Annotated in this window: 12 protein-coding genes; all 12 read right to left on the minus strand. The window is 30.5% G+C overall.

Going from position 1 to position 16,973, the window contains the following annotated elements:
* Positions 1 to 247: 247 nt before the first annotated feature.
* Positions 248 to 1,549, minus strand: coding sequence for a flexirubin biosynthesis putative acyl-CoA ligase FlxY (gene flxY / locus ACUUYC_RS13560; RefSeq protein WP_474266489.1), 1,302 nt, complete (start codon positions 1,547 to 1,549; stop codon positions 248 to 250).
* Entirely contained in the window at positions 1,546 to 3,231 is a 1,686-nt protein-coding gene (locus tag ACUUYC_RS13565) for a C45 family autoproteolytic acyltransferase/hydolase (RefSeq protein ID WP_474266491.1), read from the minus strand. Before ACUUYC_RS13565 ends, flxY begins: the two co-directional genes overlap by 4 nt.
* Positions 3,228 to 4,757, minus strand: coding sequence for a phytoene desaturase family protein (locus ACUUYC_RS13570; RefSeq protein WP_474266493.1), 1,530 nt, complete (start codon positions 4,755 to 4,757; stop codon positions 3,228 to 3,230). The genes ACUUYC_RS13565 and ACUUYC_RS13570 overlap by 4 nt, the downstream gene beginning before the upstream one ends.
* A 3-nt stretch (positions 4,758 to 4,760) precedes the next feature.
* On the minus strand, positions 4,761 to 8,450 hold the full coding sequence (locus tag ACUUYC_RS13575; protein WP_474266495.1) for an MMPL family transporter: 3,690 nt from the start codon (positions 8,448 to 8,450) through the stop codon (positions 4,761 to 4,763).
* Positions 8,443 to 9,642 (minus strand): DUF2062 domain-containing protein, encoded by a 1,200-nt coding sequence (locus ACUUYC_RS13580; RefSeq protein WP_474266497.1) that lies wholly within the window; start codon positions 9,640 to 9,642, stop codon positions 8,443 to 8,445. Before ACUUYC_RS13580 ends, ACUUYC_RS13575 begins: the two co-directional genes overlap by 8 nt.
* A 13-nt stretch (positions 9,643 to 9,655) precedes the next feature.
* Positions 9,656 to 10,027, minus strand: coding sequence for an ApeI family dehydratase (locus ACUUYC_RS13585; protein WP_474266499.1), 372 nt, complete (start codon positions 10,025 to 10,027; stop codon positions 9,656 to 9,658).
* A gap of 3 nt (positions 10,028 to 10,030) precedes the next feature.
* A complete protein-coding gene (locus tag ACUUYC_RS13590; protein WP_474266501.1) occupies positions 10,031 to 10,663 on the minus strand; it encodes a porin family protein in 633 nt (210 codons plus the stop codon).
* 129 nt (positions 10,664 to 10,792) lie between these two features.
* Positions 10,793 to 12,967, minus strand: a complete 2,175-nt coding sequence (locus ACUUYC_RS13595; protein ID WP_474266503.1) for a DUF3857 domain-containing protein — start codon at positions 12,965 to 12,967, stop codon at positions 10,793 to 10,795.
* 19 nt (positions 12,968 to 12,986) lie between these two features.
* Positions 12,987 to 14,903 (minus strand): transglutaminase-like domain-containing protein, encoded by a 1,917-nt coding sequence (locus ACUUYC_RS13600; RefSeq protein ID WP_474266505.1) that lies wholly within the window; start codon positions 14,901 to 14,903, stop codon positions 12,987 to 12,989.
* Between the two features lie 77 nt (positions 14,904 to 14,980).
* Positions 14,981 to 15,598, minus strand: a complete 618-nt coding sequence (gene lolB2, locus ACUUYC_RS13605; protein ID WP_474266507.1) for a flexirubin biosynthesis protein LolB2 — start codon at positions 15,596 to 15,598, stop codon at positions 14,981 to 14,983.
* Positions 15,579 to 16,205, minus strand: a complete 627-nt coding sequence (gene lolA2, locus ACUUYC_RS13610; RefSeq protein ID WP_474266509.1) for a flexirubin biosynthesis/transport protein LolA2 — start codon at positions 16,203 to 16,205, stop codon at positions 15,579 to 15,581. Before lolA2 ends, lolB2 begins: the two co-directional genes overlap by 20 nt.
* Entirely contained in the window at positions 16,198 to 16,947 is a 750-nt protein-coding gene (locus tag ACUUYC_RS13615; protein WP_474266511.1) for a polysaccharide deacetylase family protein, read from the minus strand. Before ACUUYC_RS13615 ends, lolA2 begins: the two co-directional genes overlap by 8 nt.
* Between the last annotated feature and the right edge of the window lie 26 nt (positions 16,948 to 16,973).

The following is a 16,973-nucleotide window of genomic DNA, read 5'->3' on the forward strand; positions in this document are numbered from 1 at the left end:
AAAATCTATATGGTTAGTATAGAAGTTAATTTTTACAAATTGAAAAGAACTATTCCTTACTTATTACCGTTACTAACTTACAAAAAAATATTTTCTGTTTTTAGATACTTCATATTTTAATACAAAGTTTGTGAAATAAATAAGTGAAAAGAACAGTTAAATCACTTATAATAATAGGAAAAACACTATTTTAATTAGTAGCATTTTTTTGTCACTTACAAGAAGTATATTTTAGATAAATGTGATTTTATAGCGCAGTTTTGTTTCTTTTGTCAATGACCATTATAGGTTTTCTACTCAGTTTAGGAAATTGAAGTTGTTGGATTTCCTTTTTGGAATAGAATCCGATTTTTGGAGAAACTCGTAGTTTTGCTCTGAAATGATCTTTAATACTAACTAATAATTCTTCAGAAGGAACTTTAGTTGCTATTTTAATAAGTATTTCATCTGTTCCAATAGTATTATGTGATATTTCAATAACATAATTTTCTACTTCATTAAAATCATTGAGAATATTGTACATCGCTGGCGGATATAAAGTTGTTCCTTTATATTTTACCATTTGCTTTTTTCTTCCAACTACAGGTCCTAAACGTAGTGTATTACGTCCACAGATACAACTTTCGGTATGTGCTTTAACCATGTCGCCAGTTTTAAAACGTATTAAAGGCATCGCTTCCAAACCTAACGTTGTAATCGTTAGTTCGCCTATTTCTCCTGCTTTCACAGGCAAATTATGATCGTCCAAAATTTCTACAATAATAAGTTCAGGATGATGATGTCCACCTTGTTGTGCTTCACATTCTGTAAAAGCAGTATTCATCTCTGTAGATGCATACGTGGAATACAGTGTAATGTCCCAACTTTCTTTAATTTTCTTGGCAAGTGTATTTAATGTGAAATCTTGATTTCGTAACGGTTCACCAATACAAATTGCTCCTTTTATACCAGAAGAATTTATATCTATATTATGTTCTTTTGCATAATAAATCAACTTTAGTAAAAATGATGGAACTACAATTAAATAAGTTGGTTTGAATTTTAAAATAGAATCCCATTGCAATTCAGGTATTCCTGCGCCTACTCGTATAATTCCTGCGCCTAATTCCCTAGCGCCTAAGAAATATGCTAATCCAGCCATAAAGCGCCTGTCCATGGTTGTTGTAAGTTGCATCACATCTTCTTCTTGAACGCCAGCACATGCAAAAGAAATAGCTTCATTATAGGCCAATCGTTTTAAGTCATCATCAGTTAAAGCAAAAGTAACAGGTTCGCCTAATGTTCCAGAAGTTGTTACATAATCGATGATTTTCTTTTTGGGAACACATATAAAGTCATCATTAAATTCTTGCAACTGTTCTTTCGTAGTTACAGGAATTTTGATCAAATCTTCCAAAGTTTGAATTGTCTCAGGCAAGATGTTATGTGTTTTAAAAACATCTTGATAATAAGCAGAATGTTCACTTACATAAGCAATCAGTTTTTTAAGTTCTTGCTCTTGATATTCTTTAATTTGATCAAATGATGCTTTTTCTATTTCAGGAATCATTTCTTTAATTTCCTTTTTAATTTTTTAATATATGAATCAACTTCTTCTTGTTCTTGAACTGTGGTGATTTCTTTTGTAGTTGCTTTTTGAAAAGCATGCAATGCAGCCGTATAATATTTTCGTTGCATATAATATTTCCCTACAATATAATACGCTTCCCAATATTCAGGATTGTATTGTTGTAATTTTTTTAGCGTACCAGGCTCCAAACGTTTTTTATTTTCCGTAGCTGCTACTATAGTATCTTTTAAACGTCTGTATTGTTCATAGTTTTTAAATGCAGTAGTGTATTGAAAAGGATCTTTTGCAATAGTTAATGTCGAATTAGCTAAAGAGAACGTGTTTGATTCTTTGTCAATGTCTTTAAATATTTCATTTAAATCATACGCAACAAATTCTCCTAACTGATACGGATTAGATGAAACCCAAACCAATCGTTGTTCAGGTTTAAATACTATTGAGTGATGCGCTAAGAGTTGATTTAACGCCTTTTCGTTACCATAACCTATTTCTTTATTAGCAAGTCCTTCTTTGTTTCTAAGAATGTCTACAGCAATTTGTGGAGTTACTTTAGCAGTTTGATCTAAAAGCTCCTGCATTCGTTCATAACGATATTGAGAATGACTTTCTTTAATATGCGCAATATTCTTTTTGTCATCTGCATACGCTTCGCTTTGAAAATGATTAGAACAAATCAATTGATTCGCATTTGGAACTTCATAAACTCCAAAATTCTCTGGAGATACTTCTATAAGAATTGCTTTTTTGTCTTTGGCGCTTCCAACAAAAATAGATTCAGAAACAAATACTTTTCGTTTTTTAGCAATAGCGATTGCTTCTTCTATAGTTGAAGCATATTGTAATATTTCGCGTGTTAGAATAGAAATTGGCGTTTTAGCAACTAATGGAATTTTAGATTTTCCAGCGTTGATAGTTACTGTAAGTCCATGTTCGTTCATTCCAGAAACAACACCAATCATACCGCCCCAAGTTACCGACATAAATTTATGTCCTGTAGTAGGCGCAACAAAGGCAACAATTTTTTCTTTAGCAAAATCATCGCCAGCATAAAAATCAAAGTTTCTTCCAATAATCATGCTTCCATCGGTAGTTTTGTCTCCCCAAGCTGCAAACGAGGAGCAACCTACTAAAGCCAAATCTTGTAAAGCATGTCCAATATCATGCGCGCCGTGTAAATATAAAATCCTTAAATATTTATCAGCAATATGATCATACTCTTCTGAAGCGTATTGCGATAATCCATAAATTTCTGCTTTGTATTCTTCAGGAATATGTAAATACATTTTTCGATTAAACCAAGCTAAAAACTTTCGTAATAATGCCTGTTTAAATTTTGAAGGAACAAGTTCTTCTACTTTAGATAAGAAAACATCTTCCTGACGTTGAAATAATTCTTCTGTTAAGCTTCCTGTATATAATCCTCTTTCTAGCGGATCTCCAGAAACATAAAGTTCCCATAATCCTTGTTTGTTTTTAGAAAGAAAGTTATTTCCAGCAACAAAGGTTGTATCCGAAACCTGAACGCGTTCAGCAATATTATTAGTATAGTTGCTAACATCTGGAACATCTTTTAATGATTTAGAAATTCCACATGACCAAAGAAGTAACAGCAATACTGTATACCATAAAAACCGATGTATGATGGATTTTTTGTATATCATTCTTCTTTGTTAGCGTCTAAGATTTTGTTTAATAAGTATTCTTTTCCTAAAAGTTCAGAACATGTCATAACAGCACTAATAGTAACTCCCAAAATACCATGCATGTTTAAGCTTTGACCAGTAAATAGTAAATTTCTTATTTTAGTACGTGGAGATACAAATGATTTTAAAGGATTGTTCACATCTTTCACGTATCCGTATGCAGAACCTCTGTTATTTCCGATGTAATCTCTATAGGATAATGGAGTAGAAGTATAAACTTCTTGAATACATTCTCTGATATTTGGAAATTTTTTCTCTATTTCTTGAATGAATATTTCAGCCTTTTGAGCTTTAAATTCTTCATATGTTTGACCTCTATCATTTTTGTCTGCTACTGTATTAAATGTGTTTTCCCACTGCGAAACTTCATCGTAATTCATATAGGTCATTGCAGTGATACTTTCTCCCCATTCACTCATATTCTTTTTGATTCCCATAGAAACCATATACGCTTCAGGCCAACTTTCTTGTGTATAATTCTGTGCACTCCAAATAGTATTTTCGCCTTTAAAGTGATAATGATTTTTGTTTAAGTATTTAAAAGAGTTGGGTTTTAAAACTAGATATAAGCTAAATGTAGAAATGATGCTTTCTATATTCTGAATTCTATTTACATAGGATTTTCGAAGCTTTTGATCGCCTACCATTTTTAAAGTAAGCTTAGGATCTACATTAGAGATAAATGTTGTGGCTTTAATTTCAGTTCCATCTTTTGTAACAGCGCTCGTGATCTTTTTATCTTCAAAGTTAAACTTTACAACTTCTTTGTATTTATATGCTTCTCCACCAAATTGTTTCAGCCTTTTTAGTAAGATTTTAGAAATTTGTCCGCCACCATTTACACAACGATACGCACTTTCTATATATGAGTTTACAGATAATGCATGTACATAGAAAGGTGTTGTGTTTCCATCGCCAGCATATAATAAATTAGAGCCTGATAATACAGCTCTTAATTTTTCATTTGTTGTAAGATTGTCTATATATTCTTTGGCGTTTAACTCAAATAATTCAACATTTTCATAGTATGGTGCACCATGTTTTAGATGGTATAAAGGAAATTCATTACAAGTTTCTTTTAGCTTTTCGCAATAGGTTGTAATTGCTGTTTCTTCTTCAGGGAATTGAGCAATTAGTGTATTGGCAAAGTTTTCATATCCTTGCGCATGCTTGTATTCGGTTTCATCACCATCAAAAGTGATAATGTCAAAACCATCTTCATCTAGCTGCTTTAAATTCAGATCATCAATAATATCTAAATAGTTAAAGTATTTATATAGATTTTGTCCTTTAGATAATCCACCGATATAATGTACGCCTGTGTCAAAAATGGTTTTATCTCTAACAAACGTTTGAAGATTTCCTCCAAATTGATTGTTCTTTTCTAAGATACAAACACTATGACCTTCGCGTGCTAAAATATTTGCAGAGACCAATCCACCTAAACCACTTCCTATAATGACAACATCGTATTGCTCCTTCATATACTATTTTTCTTCGTTTATTCTTTTTAAAATGATACGATTATCTAGGTCTGTTCTTTTATATTTTTCTGTAGGTATATTTTCTACAAACTTTACACTGTCTTTAATTAAAATAATACAATCAATACCTTCTTGTATCTTAGCTTCTAACTGATCTTCGGGGAAAGTCGGTAAGTTAATAATTAAGACATTTGTTTTTGTTTCTAATGCTTTTTCATACGTGTCAACTATCGTTATTTTACTATGATTATTCGTAATAAAACTATGTTGAACAATCGTACGATCTTTTTCATTTTCAATAAAACTAACAATTTTACGATCTACAGCATCTAAAGATAAGAGAAAATCTAATTGTCCGGCATCTTTAGAAAGATGCGTTATGCTATCTTTTTTTCCAATGATTTCAGAAATATGTGCGTATGTTTCTTTGTGTAATTTTAAATCCTGACGCACATTTTGGTATAAACTATCTCCTTTATATCTGTAATCTTCCAGAATGAGGTTGTGGAAATAGTCAGCTTGTTCCATTTCTTTTCTAAACAGTTCAAACTCCTTTTTAAAATATGCTCCAACTTGTTTTCCTTTTTGCGAATAACTTGTTCCAAAACGTGTATCAGTAGCTTTTATTCGATCTAGTATTTTTAAAGTAATATTTCCATCTTTAATGATAAAAGTTCCTTTGGGTAATACTTCAGAATTTCCATGAATTAATACAGGAATAATATCTAAATTAAACTGTTCGGCTAAGTAAAAAGCGCCTTTGTGGAAACGTTTTATTTTATTCGTATTAGACCTTGTTCCTTCAGGAAAAGCCATTAATGAATATCCTTGATCAACTTTTTCCTTTAAATGATCCAATCCATTTTCAATACCGCTAGACACAGGATAGAAACCAGCAAGTTGTACGGCTTTCCCAAAAACAGGAGAGTTGTAAACCCAATCGTTCACTAAGAATATAATTTTTGGATGTAACATTCCTATCGCTAGTATGTCAAGAAAAGAAGTATGATTTGCAATGATAACACCTTGTTTTTCAAAATTTTCATTGGATAAATTAATGATTCTTTTAATCAAAAAAGGATTGGTGTACAGTACAGATTTCATGAATTTTGAAACGACTTTGTGAAACCATCTCATTTTTGTTTTTTTACTAACAGGAATAATTTTTAGAACCGTAACACTAAAGATTGATAGTAAAAACCCACCGATTCCAAAATATCCAAATGATAGTACTGAGTGAATAAACAGACGAAATGTAATAGGTCTTTTTGTTTTACTTCCGATAAACAACTTGAATAATAATGGTTGAATTGTAAAAGAAACTATCACCGCAGATAGAATTCCAATAATTGAAACTACAGAAATTGAGTATAGTGCTGGATGCTTTGCAAATATTAAAACACCAACTCCTAAAATTGTTGTAATTACGGAAAGTATAATAGATGTTTTATGTGTTGGAAGCGCAATTTCTCCTGTTCTATAAGTTGTGAGCAATCCATTGGTGACAAAAATGCTATAATCAATACCTAGTCCAAAAATAAAGGTAGAAATAATGATGTTGAATATATTGAATTCTATTCCTAAAAGTCCCATGATTCCTATAGTTAATAACCAAGTTAGAAAAATAGGAATGCAGGTTACAATAGTTAATGAAAAGCTTCTGTAGAAGAGCAATAGAATGCACAAAACAACAAGTAATGAGTATTTTATAAGCGTATTGAAATCAGTTTTTAGATTGCCTAAAAAAGTTTCATTCATATGCTGTCTGTCTATAAGAAGAACTTGTGCTGTTTCTTTAAAAGTCTCTCGAATATCTTCAATATGATCTTCATGAACTTTCACTAATGAAGTTACCGTTGTAAAATTATCTTTAGTAGCAATATAATCACCTAAAGAGAACAGATTTAATACATTGTATTCTTCACTTTCTAAAGGTTTAAATTTGGTATTAAGCAAGGTGTAGAAAGTTTGAAAAGTAGTTGGTTTAAACCCTAGTTTTTCTCCACTTGTAATAAGATTATCCTTGGTTTCTTGTACACTGTGATCTTTCCAGAATTGATTCCAAGCTTCAATTTTTTGAAGTTGTTTGTTTTCAGAATGAACTAAGCCTCCAATAGTGCTAAAGTTTAATACTTTGTTTTCTTTCTTAAGTTGTTCTAATGTTGTGAAAACAGCATCGTTTGTTGTTAATGCTTCTTGTTCTGTATTTCCATATGCTGCAATATACATTGATTTGTCAGCAATGTTTGTCAGCACATCTAAACGTTTTTCTGCATCCTTTAAAACTTCAGATTTATAATTTAGTTTGGCTAAATCTTTATTAAATAAAACTTTGTTATAAGTAAACATACTCACAATCATGGCTATACCTAAAACAATAAGAACCCATTTGTTTTGATGCAATTTATAGTTAGCTAGCGTATCTATAATAGTTTTCTTTTCCTTTTTGCTACCAGTATCTTTATATACTTGTGGAATAAAAATCAACGCGAAGAAAGAAGCACCTAATACACTAATTGCAGCAAATATTCCTAAGTCTTGCAATGCTTGAGAACTTAAAAATAATAAGCATAAAAATGCACAAGCAGTTGTAAGGCTACTCATCAAAATAGGTTTGCTCACATCTTCATATAAACTTTTAATTGTGTGATTACTTCTAATATGAGTCAGAATGTGTAAAGAATAATCTAGCGTTACGCCAAGTAATACAGAACCAATTCCCAATGAGATTGCAGATATTTTTCCTCTAAATAAGAAAAGAAAAGTTATAGCGAGTAATCCTCCAAAAAGTGTTGGTGTAAAGAGGATAATAGGAATGGTTATTTTTTTATAAAATAGTATAAGAATTATTAAAAGTATGGTAAGTGCTATTCCAATCGTAAGTTGAATGTCACCTTTAATTTGTTTCGCATTCGCTACCGCAATAAGTGTTGCACCAAAGTATTCTCCTTTTACTTTATTTTGAAAACTTGAATTTAAGTTTGCATTAATCTCATATAATTGTTCTGCAAATTCGGCATTTTCAGAAGTTTCACTAGAAGCTAATGAAGGTGTAATGAACAACAGAATGTTTTTTTGATCTTTACTAACCAGAAAACCATCATATAATGTAAAATTGTCTTCAATATTGAGTTGCTGAAATTTCTTTAATGCTATAAATGATAATCCTAATGGATCTTTTAAAATGGTTTTTCTGGCGACAATTCCAGTAGGAGAGATGAGCGTTTTATAATTTTTATTTGTGATTGCATCTAAGCTGTCTTTGCTTAGTTTATTTTCAATAGTTTGATAATCTTCCTTGTCTAGAAATAACGGAAGATTTTGGTATACGAAATCTAATGTTTTTAGAATATTATCATCGTCAACTTTCCCTTGAATGTTTTTGATGTAGTTTCCTGATTTTTGAGAAATACTATCAATTAATTGAGAAGCGTATGTTGTTAAATCTTGTATAGAACCTTCTGGTTCTCGTGCAATATTTACAATAATTTTATCCGCAAAGTTTACTGTTTTTAAAACTTTCTCCGCGGCAGAAGTTTTTTCATTCGTAGGAATCAGTTTGGTAATATCTTCCTCAAATTGAATTTTTGAAGCAATAAAACCTAAGCCTATAAATAGAAACAGTGCTATAACAAAACTCCATAGTTTTTTAGCCTGAAAATAATGATATATAGAAAGGAAAAACTTATCCATTTTGCGATGCTATTTTTTTTCTTTGAAAGATGGACAAGAATACAAAACTTAGTAAACCTAAAGAGATAGCTCCAATACAGGCAAAAGCAAGACTTCCAACAATATATAATTTAAGACTCGTAAGCATTTCAAAATTTTCTCCAAAATTATCAAATAATGGAGGTTGTGGCTCATTAAGGATAATGCTTCCCGTTTTTAAACCAGCCAGTACTACAAACGGAATAAAAGGTGGTATACTTACATTTGAAGATGCAAAAGCAATTACTTTATTCAATCGGAATGTTACGGCTAGAAATAGAATTAAAAAAGTGTGAAAACCCCAAAAAGGAGACAGTCCAATAAAAACACCTAAGGCAATGGACAATGCTTTTTTCTTAGGAGAATCATTACTTCCTAAGAAGTCTTCGATGAAGAATCGTTTAATTCCTTTTTTTTTTAATCGTCTAAAAGCATTTCTTGGTTTGATGTAAAAGATAGTTACAATAACCAACCATGTATTTAAAATACTGATACGCGTAAAATCTTTGAAAGGTCTGAAATGCGAAACTCTTTCCGATTCATCATATAAAACCTTGATTGGAATATTTTTTACAGCAACATCTTTCCAAGCCGTTTTTACAATAACTTCAATTTCAAATTCAAATTTGGTGGTGTAAAACTTTAGCTTTTTTAATATTTGTAACGGATATAATCGATAGCCTGATTGTGTGTCTTCTAGCTTTATTCCCGTTTCTATCCAAAACCAAAAATTTGAGAATTTATTTCCAAAACTACTCTTTTTAGGAACACCTTCTTGCTCCATATTTCGCGAACCAATTAATAATAGGTCTTTTGAATCTGAGGTTTCTAGTGCTTCAATAAAGTTTGGAATATCTTCAGGAAAGTGTTGTCCGTCAGAATCTATAGTAATGGCAAAATCATATCCTTCTTTTTCGGCATGTTTGAAACCAATACGAAGTGCATTTCCTTTTCCTTTATTTTTTGGTAGTTGTATTTGTTGAATTTGAGGATATGCTGCTAAAATTTCAGGAGTAGTATCTGTTGATCCATCATTTACGATAATTATAGATGAAGTATACTGTAATACACCATCGATAACGCGTTGCAATGTTTTGCAATTATTATAGGTAGGAATGATGACACAGCATTTTAACTGCGCAATTCTTTGCTGAATACCTATTTCCTCCTTCATTCCTGTAGTAACATTATCTTTGTATAAAGGTACTATTACATTTTAGTGCAATAGTACCATCTACAAATTTACTAATATTCTTCACTTTCACGATATCATCTGTTTGTATAATTGATATTTCTAGTAAAAGTTCTGAATTTATGTATGGATTTATTAAAGCTGTGAATTTTACATTTGAAATACGTTGTAGAAAGAGTTCTGTCTGCAAATGTCCTTGTACAATTTCTTTTATAATTTGAATCATGCAAACTCCAGGAGTTACTGGGTTTCCTGGGAAATGTCCATCAAAAACTGGATGTTCTTTGTGCAATTGTATGGTAACAAGAATATCTTGTGCTGAGATTTCTTCTTTAGTTACAACAGTGTAAAATCCTTCTATTAGCATAATTTATTTAAAGTCAAATTCGTAACCAACGCTCAATTGGATTGTTTTATTTAGTACTAAATCACTAAAACTAGTTGTTTGCGCGCCATTTCCATCATCTACATTTCTTCCAAAAACATCTACGATACCTTGCTTATATCTTAGGTCTAAAGTTATTCCCATTGGGAAGTTATATCCAATACCACCTGCAATTGCAATATCAAAACCTTCAGGGCCTTCAATGTTTTTATCGCTTAACAAGATATCAATAACTGGAGCAACTTGAACGTTAAATCCGCTACCAGCAATAAAAAACTTATTGTTTACCACAATAGAAAGGTAATCTAATTGAACTTTTATTTCTTCATTAGAGATAGGGTTAGAATTGGTGTCAAAAAGTGTAATGGTACTTTTTATGTTACTTCCTTGTCTAGAATATAATAATTCAGGCTGTAATGTATAAAACTTAGCAAATTTAAAAGCGGCAGTTCCTCCAATATGAAAAGAAGTTAGGCTTTTTCCATCTAAGTTTGAGCTACTTAAATTTGTAAAGTTAGAAATGTTTAAACCCGCTTTAACTCCTGGTTTTATTTCTATTTGGGCATTCAATAAAAATACTGCAAAACATGCAATAAGAAAGGTAATTTTGTTTTTCATAATTAATCGGTTTTTAAATTAAAATTTTGCAAATATACTTATAAGCTATCATTGATACCAAATAGTATTTTGTGAGCGTTAAAAAAGTTATTTAACGTTAAAATATCTTTTTTAGTTATGAACTTTTATCTAGTTTGTTTTCTTTAATAATATTTTTTCTTGTGTAAACTGATATGCTATATCTAGAAAGGAAAGCATTTCTGGCCAATTCGAATTAGGCTCATAATAATTTACATAATACTTATTAGTTTTAATAATAAGTTTATTTCCATCTATAGAAGCGTTGCTGGTAAAACCTCCTGTTTTAGTATTCACGTCTTTAGTTAAGTTTTTAAGTCCGCTAACTGTGTAACCTTCAGGGATTATTATAGTAATTTCATTGCTATATGAACGTGGGTTTTCTGTGTAGATGTTATTGGTGCGCTGTTGTTGCTTTTTGTTAATATCTACTTGCTCTCCAATAAGTCTTCCAATGTTAATGATGTAATTTTTTCCAGCTCTTTTTATCAAGTTGCTTTTAATTGTGAAGTCTTCCTCAAACTGAAAAGTATCGCCTTTTCCATAGCGTCCATTGTTTAGAATTTTATATGAATAATCATCAATTTCTAAATTATATTCACCTGCGGTCATGCCTTTTAGCTTCTCATGATTCTTTTCTTTCATTTTTTTAAGTAAGGCATTGTATTCTTTTTTGTACTGAGTTCTTTTCCTTTTGCTTCTTACTTTGTCAAGAATAGGTGTTGTTTTATATTTTTCATGATCTTCATCTATATAATCATAAAAATTTAATCTTCGTTTTTGCTCATCAATTTTATTGTGTCCTTTATTTATAGAATTTCTATGAACATTAATACTAGAAAAGTCATCAGCGATTGTCAAACTCAATTGTTCTAACGTATTGTTATCTTCATGAGTCGATTTAGGTAATTGTATGGTTTCAATATCTTCAATACGTTTTCTTTTAACAACTTTTAGCGCATACGCTTTTGTATTTTCTAATAATGGAGAAATTAAATTTACAGTTGTAAATTGATTGAAATATTCAATATAAAGTGGCGTTTCTGTATTTACTTTTACAATAAAATTAAGGTTTGTTTCTAACAGTAAATCTTCAATAGATCCGTTGAATCGTTTGGTAGCTACCAGAATTTCATAATCTACTTTATTATCTTTTAGAAAAGCAGCAAAGAATCGCACGAATCTTTTTTCCTTATCAAGGAAGACAGACTTTCTTCCATAATACTCATATGGATACAAAATGTTGGCTTCATCCAATAAAAATGCTTCTATGTATCGAGAAAAATAGGCATGTCGCATATAGTAAAAAACAGCAGTAACTTTTTCTGTATTGCTACTAAATTCTTTCTTTTTTAGAAAACGTTCTATACCGTATAAGTCTCCAAAAGGAGAAAATTTGTCTTTATATAAGTTAAATATTTCATCTTTTGAAACAGTTGTTTTAACGGTGTTTACATCTTTTGGGATAAAAGCATATGCATTTTTTTCATGTCTTCTAGTTCTTGCAAAAAGCACATTAAATTTATAAGAAGGCAATTCAACTAATGGATAAAACCATCTTGGAAAGTCATTTTTATCTACATCCTTCATAGAAAAGTTGTACACTCGTTTTTTTCTTTTCTTTTTTTGAATGCTTTTTAATGCTAACTCTGGCGCATTGTTATAGGTGTTGAAACTGATAAAAAAGTCTTTTTCAGTTTCTAAAGTAAACTCATAATTCATAATTGGATAGTTTTCTCCAATTACATTTTCTACAGCTTCATATTGAAACAAATCGTTTTCTCCTACAATAATGTTAGAGTAGAAATAATAATCTAAAATATCGCCTTTTTCAAGGTTTGGAATTGCTAGTTTTTTCCCTTCTTTGGTTTCTATTTCTTCCGTATCAATAGCTACCATAATTTCTTTTCCGTCTGGCTTAATAATTTTTACGCCTAATAAAAAAGTATTGGTAACTCTACTTGATCTTCTATAATAAGAGTTGTCTTTTTCATATTTGAATTCAGAAAATTCTTTTACAGCTGCTTGATCTAATAGCTTTATTCTATTTCTAGTAATTTTGGTATACTGAATGCTATTTGTAGGTCTGTTATAGAAATATGTGACAGATTTGTATAAGTACACAGCAGATTCATCTTTCCATTTTGGAGCGACTTCCATAAGGCTTGTAAAGTCATTTTGCTGTTCCCAAACAAGTTTGTTTATTTCTACTTGTTTTTCAGATTGTGCCTGTATCTGTAAAGCGCATAGAAAGCATAAAGCAATGAATAGTATTCTTTTTTTCATGTTGAAGTGGTAATATTTATTATTTAACCAATATAATTTGTTCTTTGTAAATAGCTTGCAACTTTTTAATTGCTGCATTCCATTCGGTAAAGTCTGAAGGTTCTATGACTGCATTTTTTATGATAAAAAGTTTTTTATAATGCAATGTGTTTCCCTTTAATTCAAAACGAACATCTATTTTATAATTGGTATGATCTGTTTCTATAGGTTTTGGAAGTTCCTGAATTTTATATCCTGACGGAATTTCTAATTGAATTTCTGATTCGTAATATCTTTTATGAGAAAAGAGATATGCTGTTTTTCGTTTTTCAAAATTAAAACCTTGAAACTCTTTGGTGTAGTTTAAATCAAGATAGATTTCATCATCAAAAGATGAGACTGCATTTTTTTGTTCCAGATTGCAGGTAATAGAAATATCTTGTTCTCTATTGTTTAAATCTGAAGTTTGAATGTTACTAACAGATAGGTTTTTGTCATCGCTATCTAAATAGTAACGCAAGGCTTCCTTTTTCTTGTCGTTTTTTAAGCTATTATAAAGATATAAGAATGAAGCGCGACTTTCCCCTGAGAAAGTGTGTGCAATGTTTCCTGTAAGCACATCGCCTTTTATTTTAGCATGAAAAGAATAGGTTTCTTTGTTTTCATTGAATGTTGTTGTCGGAATTTTTTCTAACATGAATGAATCTCCATCTTCAATCATTACTTGTTTTCCTTGTATACGTTCCGCATACTCTTTGTAAGCACTGTGTTTTTCAGTACCATCTAAGTATATTTTTTTTCCATCTTTCAACAATGTACATATCATATGATTGTCTACAGAAAGTGAAGGCGTAGTGTAGTCATACGCAATTCGTTTTGTCCCAACCCATGTTAGGCGCGCATCAAACCCAGCTTCTGTAAGCATCTGTTTGGTAAGGTTTGCCATTCCTTTACAATCTCCATATCGTTTTTTAAATACGTTTTGAGATTCATCGGGTTTAAACCCTGCAATTCCATCTTCAAAAGCAATATAACGGATGTTGTCTTGAACCCAATAGTAGATGTTTTTTATTTTTTCTTCATCTGTGGCTGCATTGGCGGTTAACTCGGCTACTTTTTCTTTCAATGAAGTTGTATCATCTTCCATACTATCTACAAGAGATTTATACCAATTATATAAGTCTTTTGTTTCATTAAAAAGTGTGTGCGTCTTGTCTTTATGTGTATACGATTTTGCTAATACTAAAATGTGAGGATATATGTAACTTGGTCCTGGAGATTTTTTTTCATCAAACCCAGCAATTACATTTGTAGCTTTATATGTAATGGTTTTTGTCTTTGATTTTTTATCAGAAGTTACTGTTTTGGTAATTTCATGACCTTCAAAATTCAGTTCCTTAAATTCGATATCTAACCATGTTGGAACAACAATTTTGATTTCTTTTTCAAGAATAGGATATTCACCCGTAAAATATAATGTCGTAAAATATTTGATGTCTTTATAACGCTTCGTAGCTCCAAAAAAGTAGGTGTAGCCCTGAACTGGAAAATCTAAATGTGCAAATTTTACACGTGCATCATTGTGAAACAAATCATTACTTGTATAAGATTCATCTTTTAGATTAATGGGCGCTGATCTTTTATTTCGGTAGTGTATATCGAACCTAGCAACACTAGATTCGTTATCGTAAAAAACATATTTTTGAATGTCAGCTCTTGAGCTAATATTCATTAAATGCTCATCTGTTTTATGAAATACCGAAAGTTTTGTTGCCTTTTTATTCAGATTAAAAGTAACGTGGTCTTTACTTTTTAAGAGTACTACATCAACATCACTAAACTGTTCCTTAAGTGCTTTTGCTTGTGCAATATGTTCTGGAGTTGGATCTATTCTTTTTTGGCTAAAAGAATAAGAAAAAATTAAAAGTAAAAATGGTGCTAAAATCGATTTTTTCATGCAATGTTTTTATAAAGCGCTAAATTACAAATTAACAATTAGTATTAACAAGGGAAATCCGTAAGCGTAAATTTTCATCAATTCAAATAAGATAACGAAATAGTTAGTGGTAATCCTTTATGTTGAATGTGTATATTTTTAACAATGTTGTCTTCTGTTTTTTGAAAATTGAAAATGGTTTTTTCTTTACTTTTGGTAGTATGTACAATCTTTTGTAATGCTTTTGTCTTTTTATCTAAAAAGTAATGATTGTAGCGTTTTCCTAGTTTAGAACGATAAATTAAGTGTGTAGGATTCTCAAATTTCTTTTGCAGAAGATTGTATTCTTTGGTTAAGGTTTCAAAATCTCGTTGTAAAGTTTTGACGATAATTCCTCTGTCTAATTCCTTAAGTATATAGTGTGTTTTAAATTCATTTTTTTGAATTTCAAAATCAAAAATTTTGTTTCCAAACTCTGTAGTAAATACAATCCTATGATTTTGATTTGGTAGTTTTTTGATGATTAAAATTCCGCCAAAATTAGTGTCGAAAGCCTTTATTTTAGCTTTGTATATATAATCTTGAGTAAGATCAGAAAAATACGTGTTGTGATATTGTGAAACTACGGGGTCAGTAGCTATTAAGCCTTTCGTTGTAGATAACGAACAAGAAGTAAAACACCAAAATATACAAATACTAATGATTAAATGTCTCATTCGGAACTGTAGTGTTTCTTTGTTTGTCTTTAAATATGATTTCTGTGTAATCTTCTGAAGGTTCTATCATTTTTACTTTTACAACATCAGCTGTTTTTATATCAAAAGTAAGCTCAAAACTTGCAATGAATTGGTGCATGCTTTTGTCCTTAGGCACAAACTTCACCATATATGAATTGTCTACTTTAAAATAACTAATAGTAAATTCTTTTTCATTAAACATATTTCCCTTAACGCTGTTAATAATCAGTTTGTTAAAGGTTTTAAACATTTTGTTGCTGCCAACATCAATATTACTTTTGTCGCCATCATCATTAATGAATAATTTATCTTCTTTAAATATGGCAGTGTATTTATAAGGATCTGTGTATTCCCATTTTATAAGATTGGGAGATTTAAATACAAGTTTTCCTTCTGTTTTAATATCATTTGTTAAGAAGCTTAAATGCTTATACTGTTCAAAATCACTTACAATAGTTTGTGTTGTATTTGCTGTTTTAATAACTGCTTTTTTAAACGTGCTAGCTTCTTCTTTACTCAATGCTTTTTGAGCTAACATTCCTTGAGTGAAAAAGGAAAATAATAAGATATATATAAGATTACGCATATGCTTTTATATTAACTAAAGTCTCTAGTGAAACTGTTTGATAGTTGTTGTTTTGCAAAAATATCAATAATTGTTCCAAAATAATAATACTATTTTCATGTGAATCATGAAGTAATACGATTGCTCCAGGCTTTATTTTTGGAATAATTCTGTCTATACATTTTTTAGGATCTTTCAATACTGTATCTAAAGATCTTACATTCCAACCAATTACTTGGTGTTTGCTGTGTTTTATTGCTTTTGCAATAGAAGGATTTGTAACACCATACGGCGGACGAAAGAGATTCATTTTTTTACCGATGATATTTGTAACTAGTTCGTCTGTTTTTTTGAGCTCATCCGCAACTTTTTTTGTTCCATAGAAGTCAAAGAAATTACTATGCGAATAGGAATGATTTCCAATAACATGTCCTTGTGAAACTATTTTTTCAACTAAATCTGGATGTTGCTCAACATGTTTTCCACTACAGAAAAAAGTAGCGGTAGCATTATATTTTTCAAGTAGTTCTAGTACTTTCGGCGTGTAGGTTGAATTTGGTCCATCATCAAAAGTCAGCACAATTTTTTTCTCCGTAGTAATTGCTTTATTAATTGCTTTTAAATGATAATTCCATGTAATATTGAATGAACCAATAATTGTAATGGTTAACCAACAAAGACCTAAAATAATATAAATCCATATAGAAATTGATAGTGACGGAATAAAGAAATCACAAAGTAACATGCTTACTAATAATAGCAAGCTTATTATATTTATGTTTCTAAATG

This window comes from Kordia sp. E, from assembly GCF_056033805.1.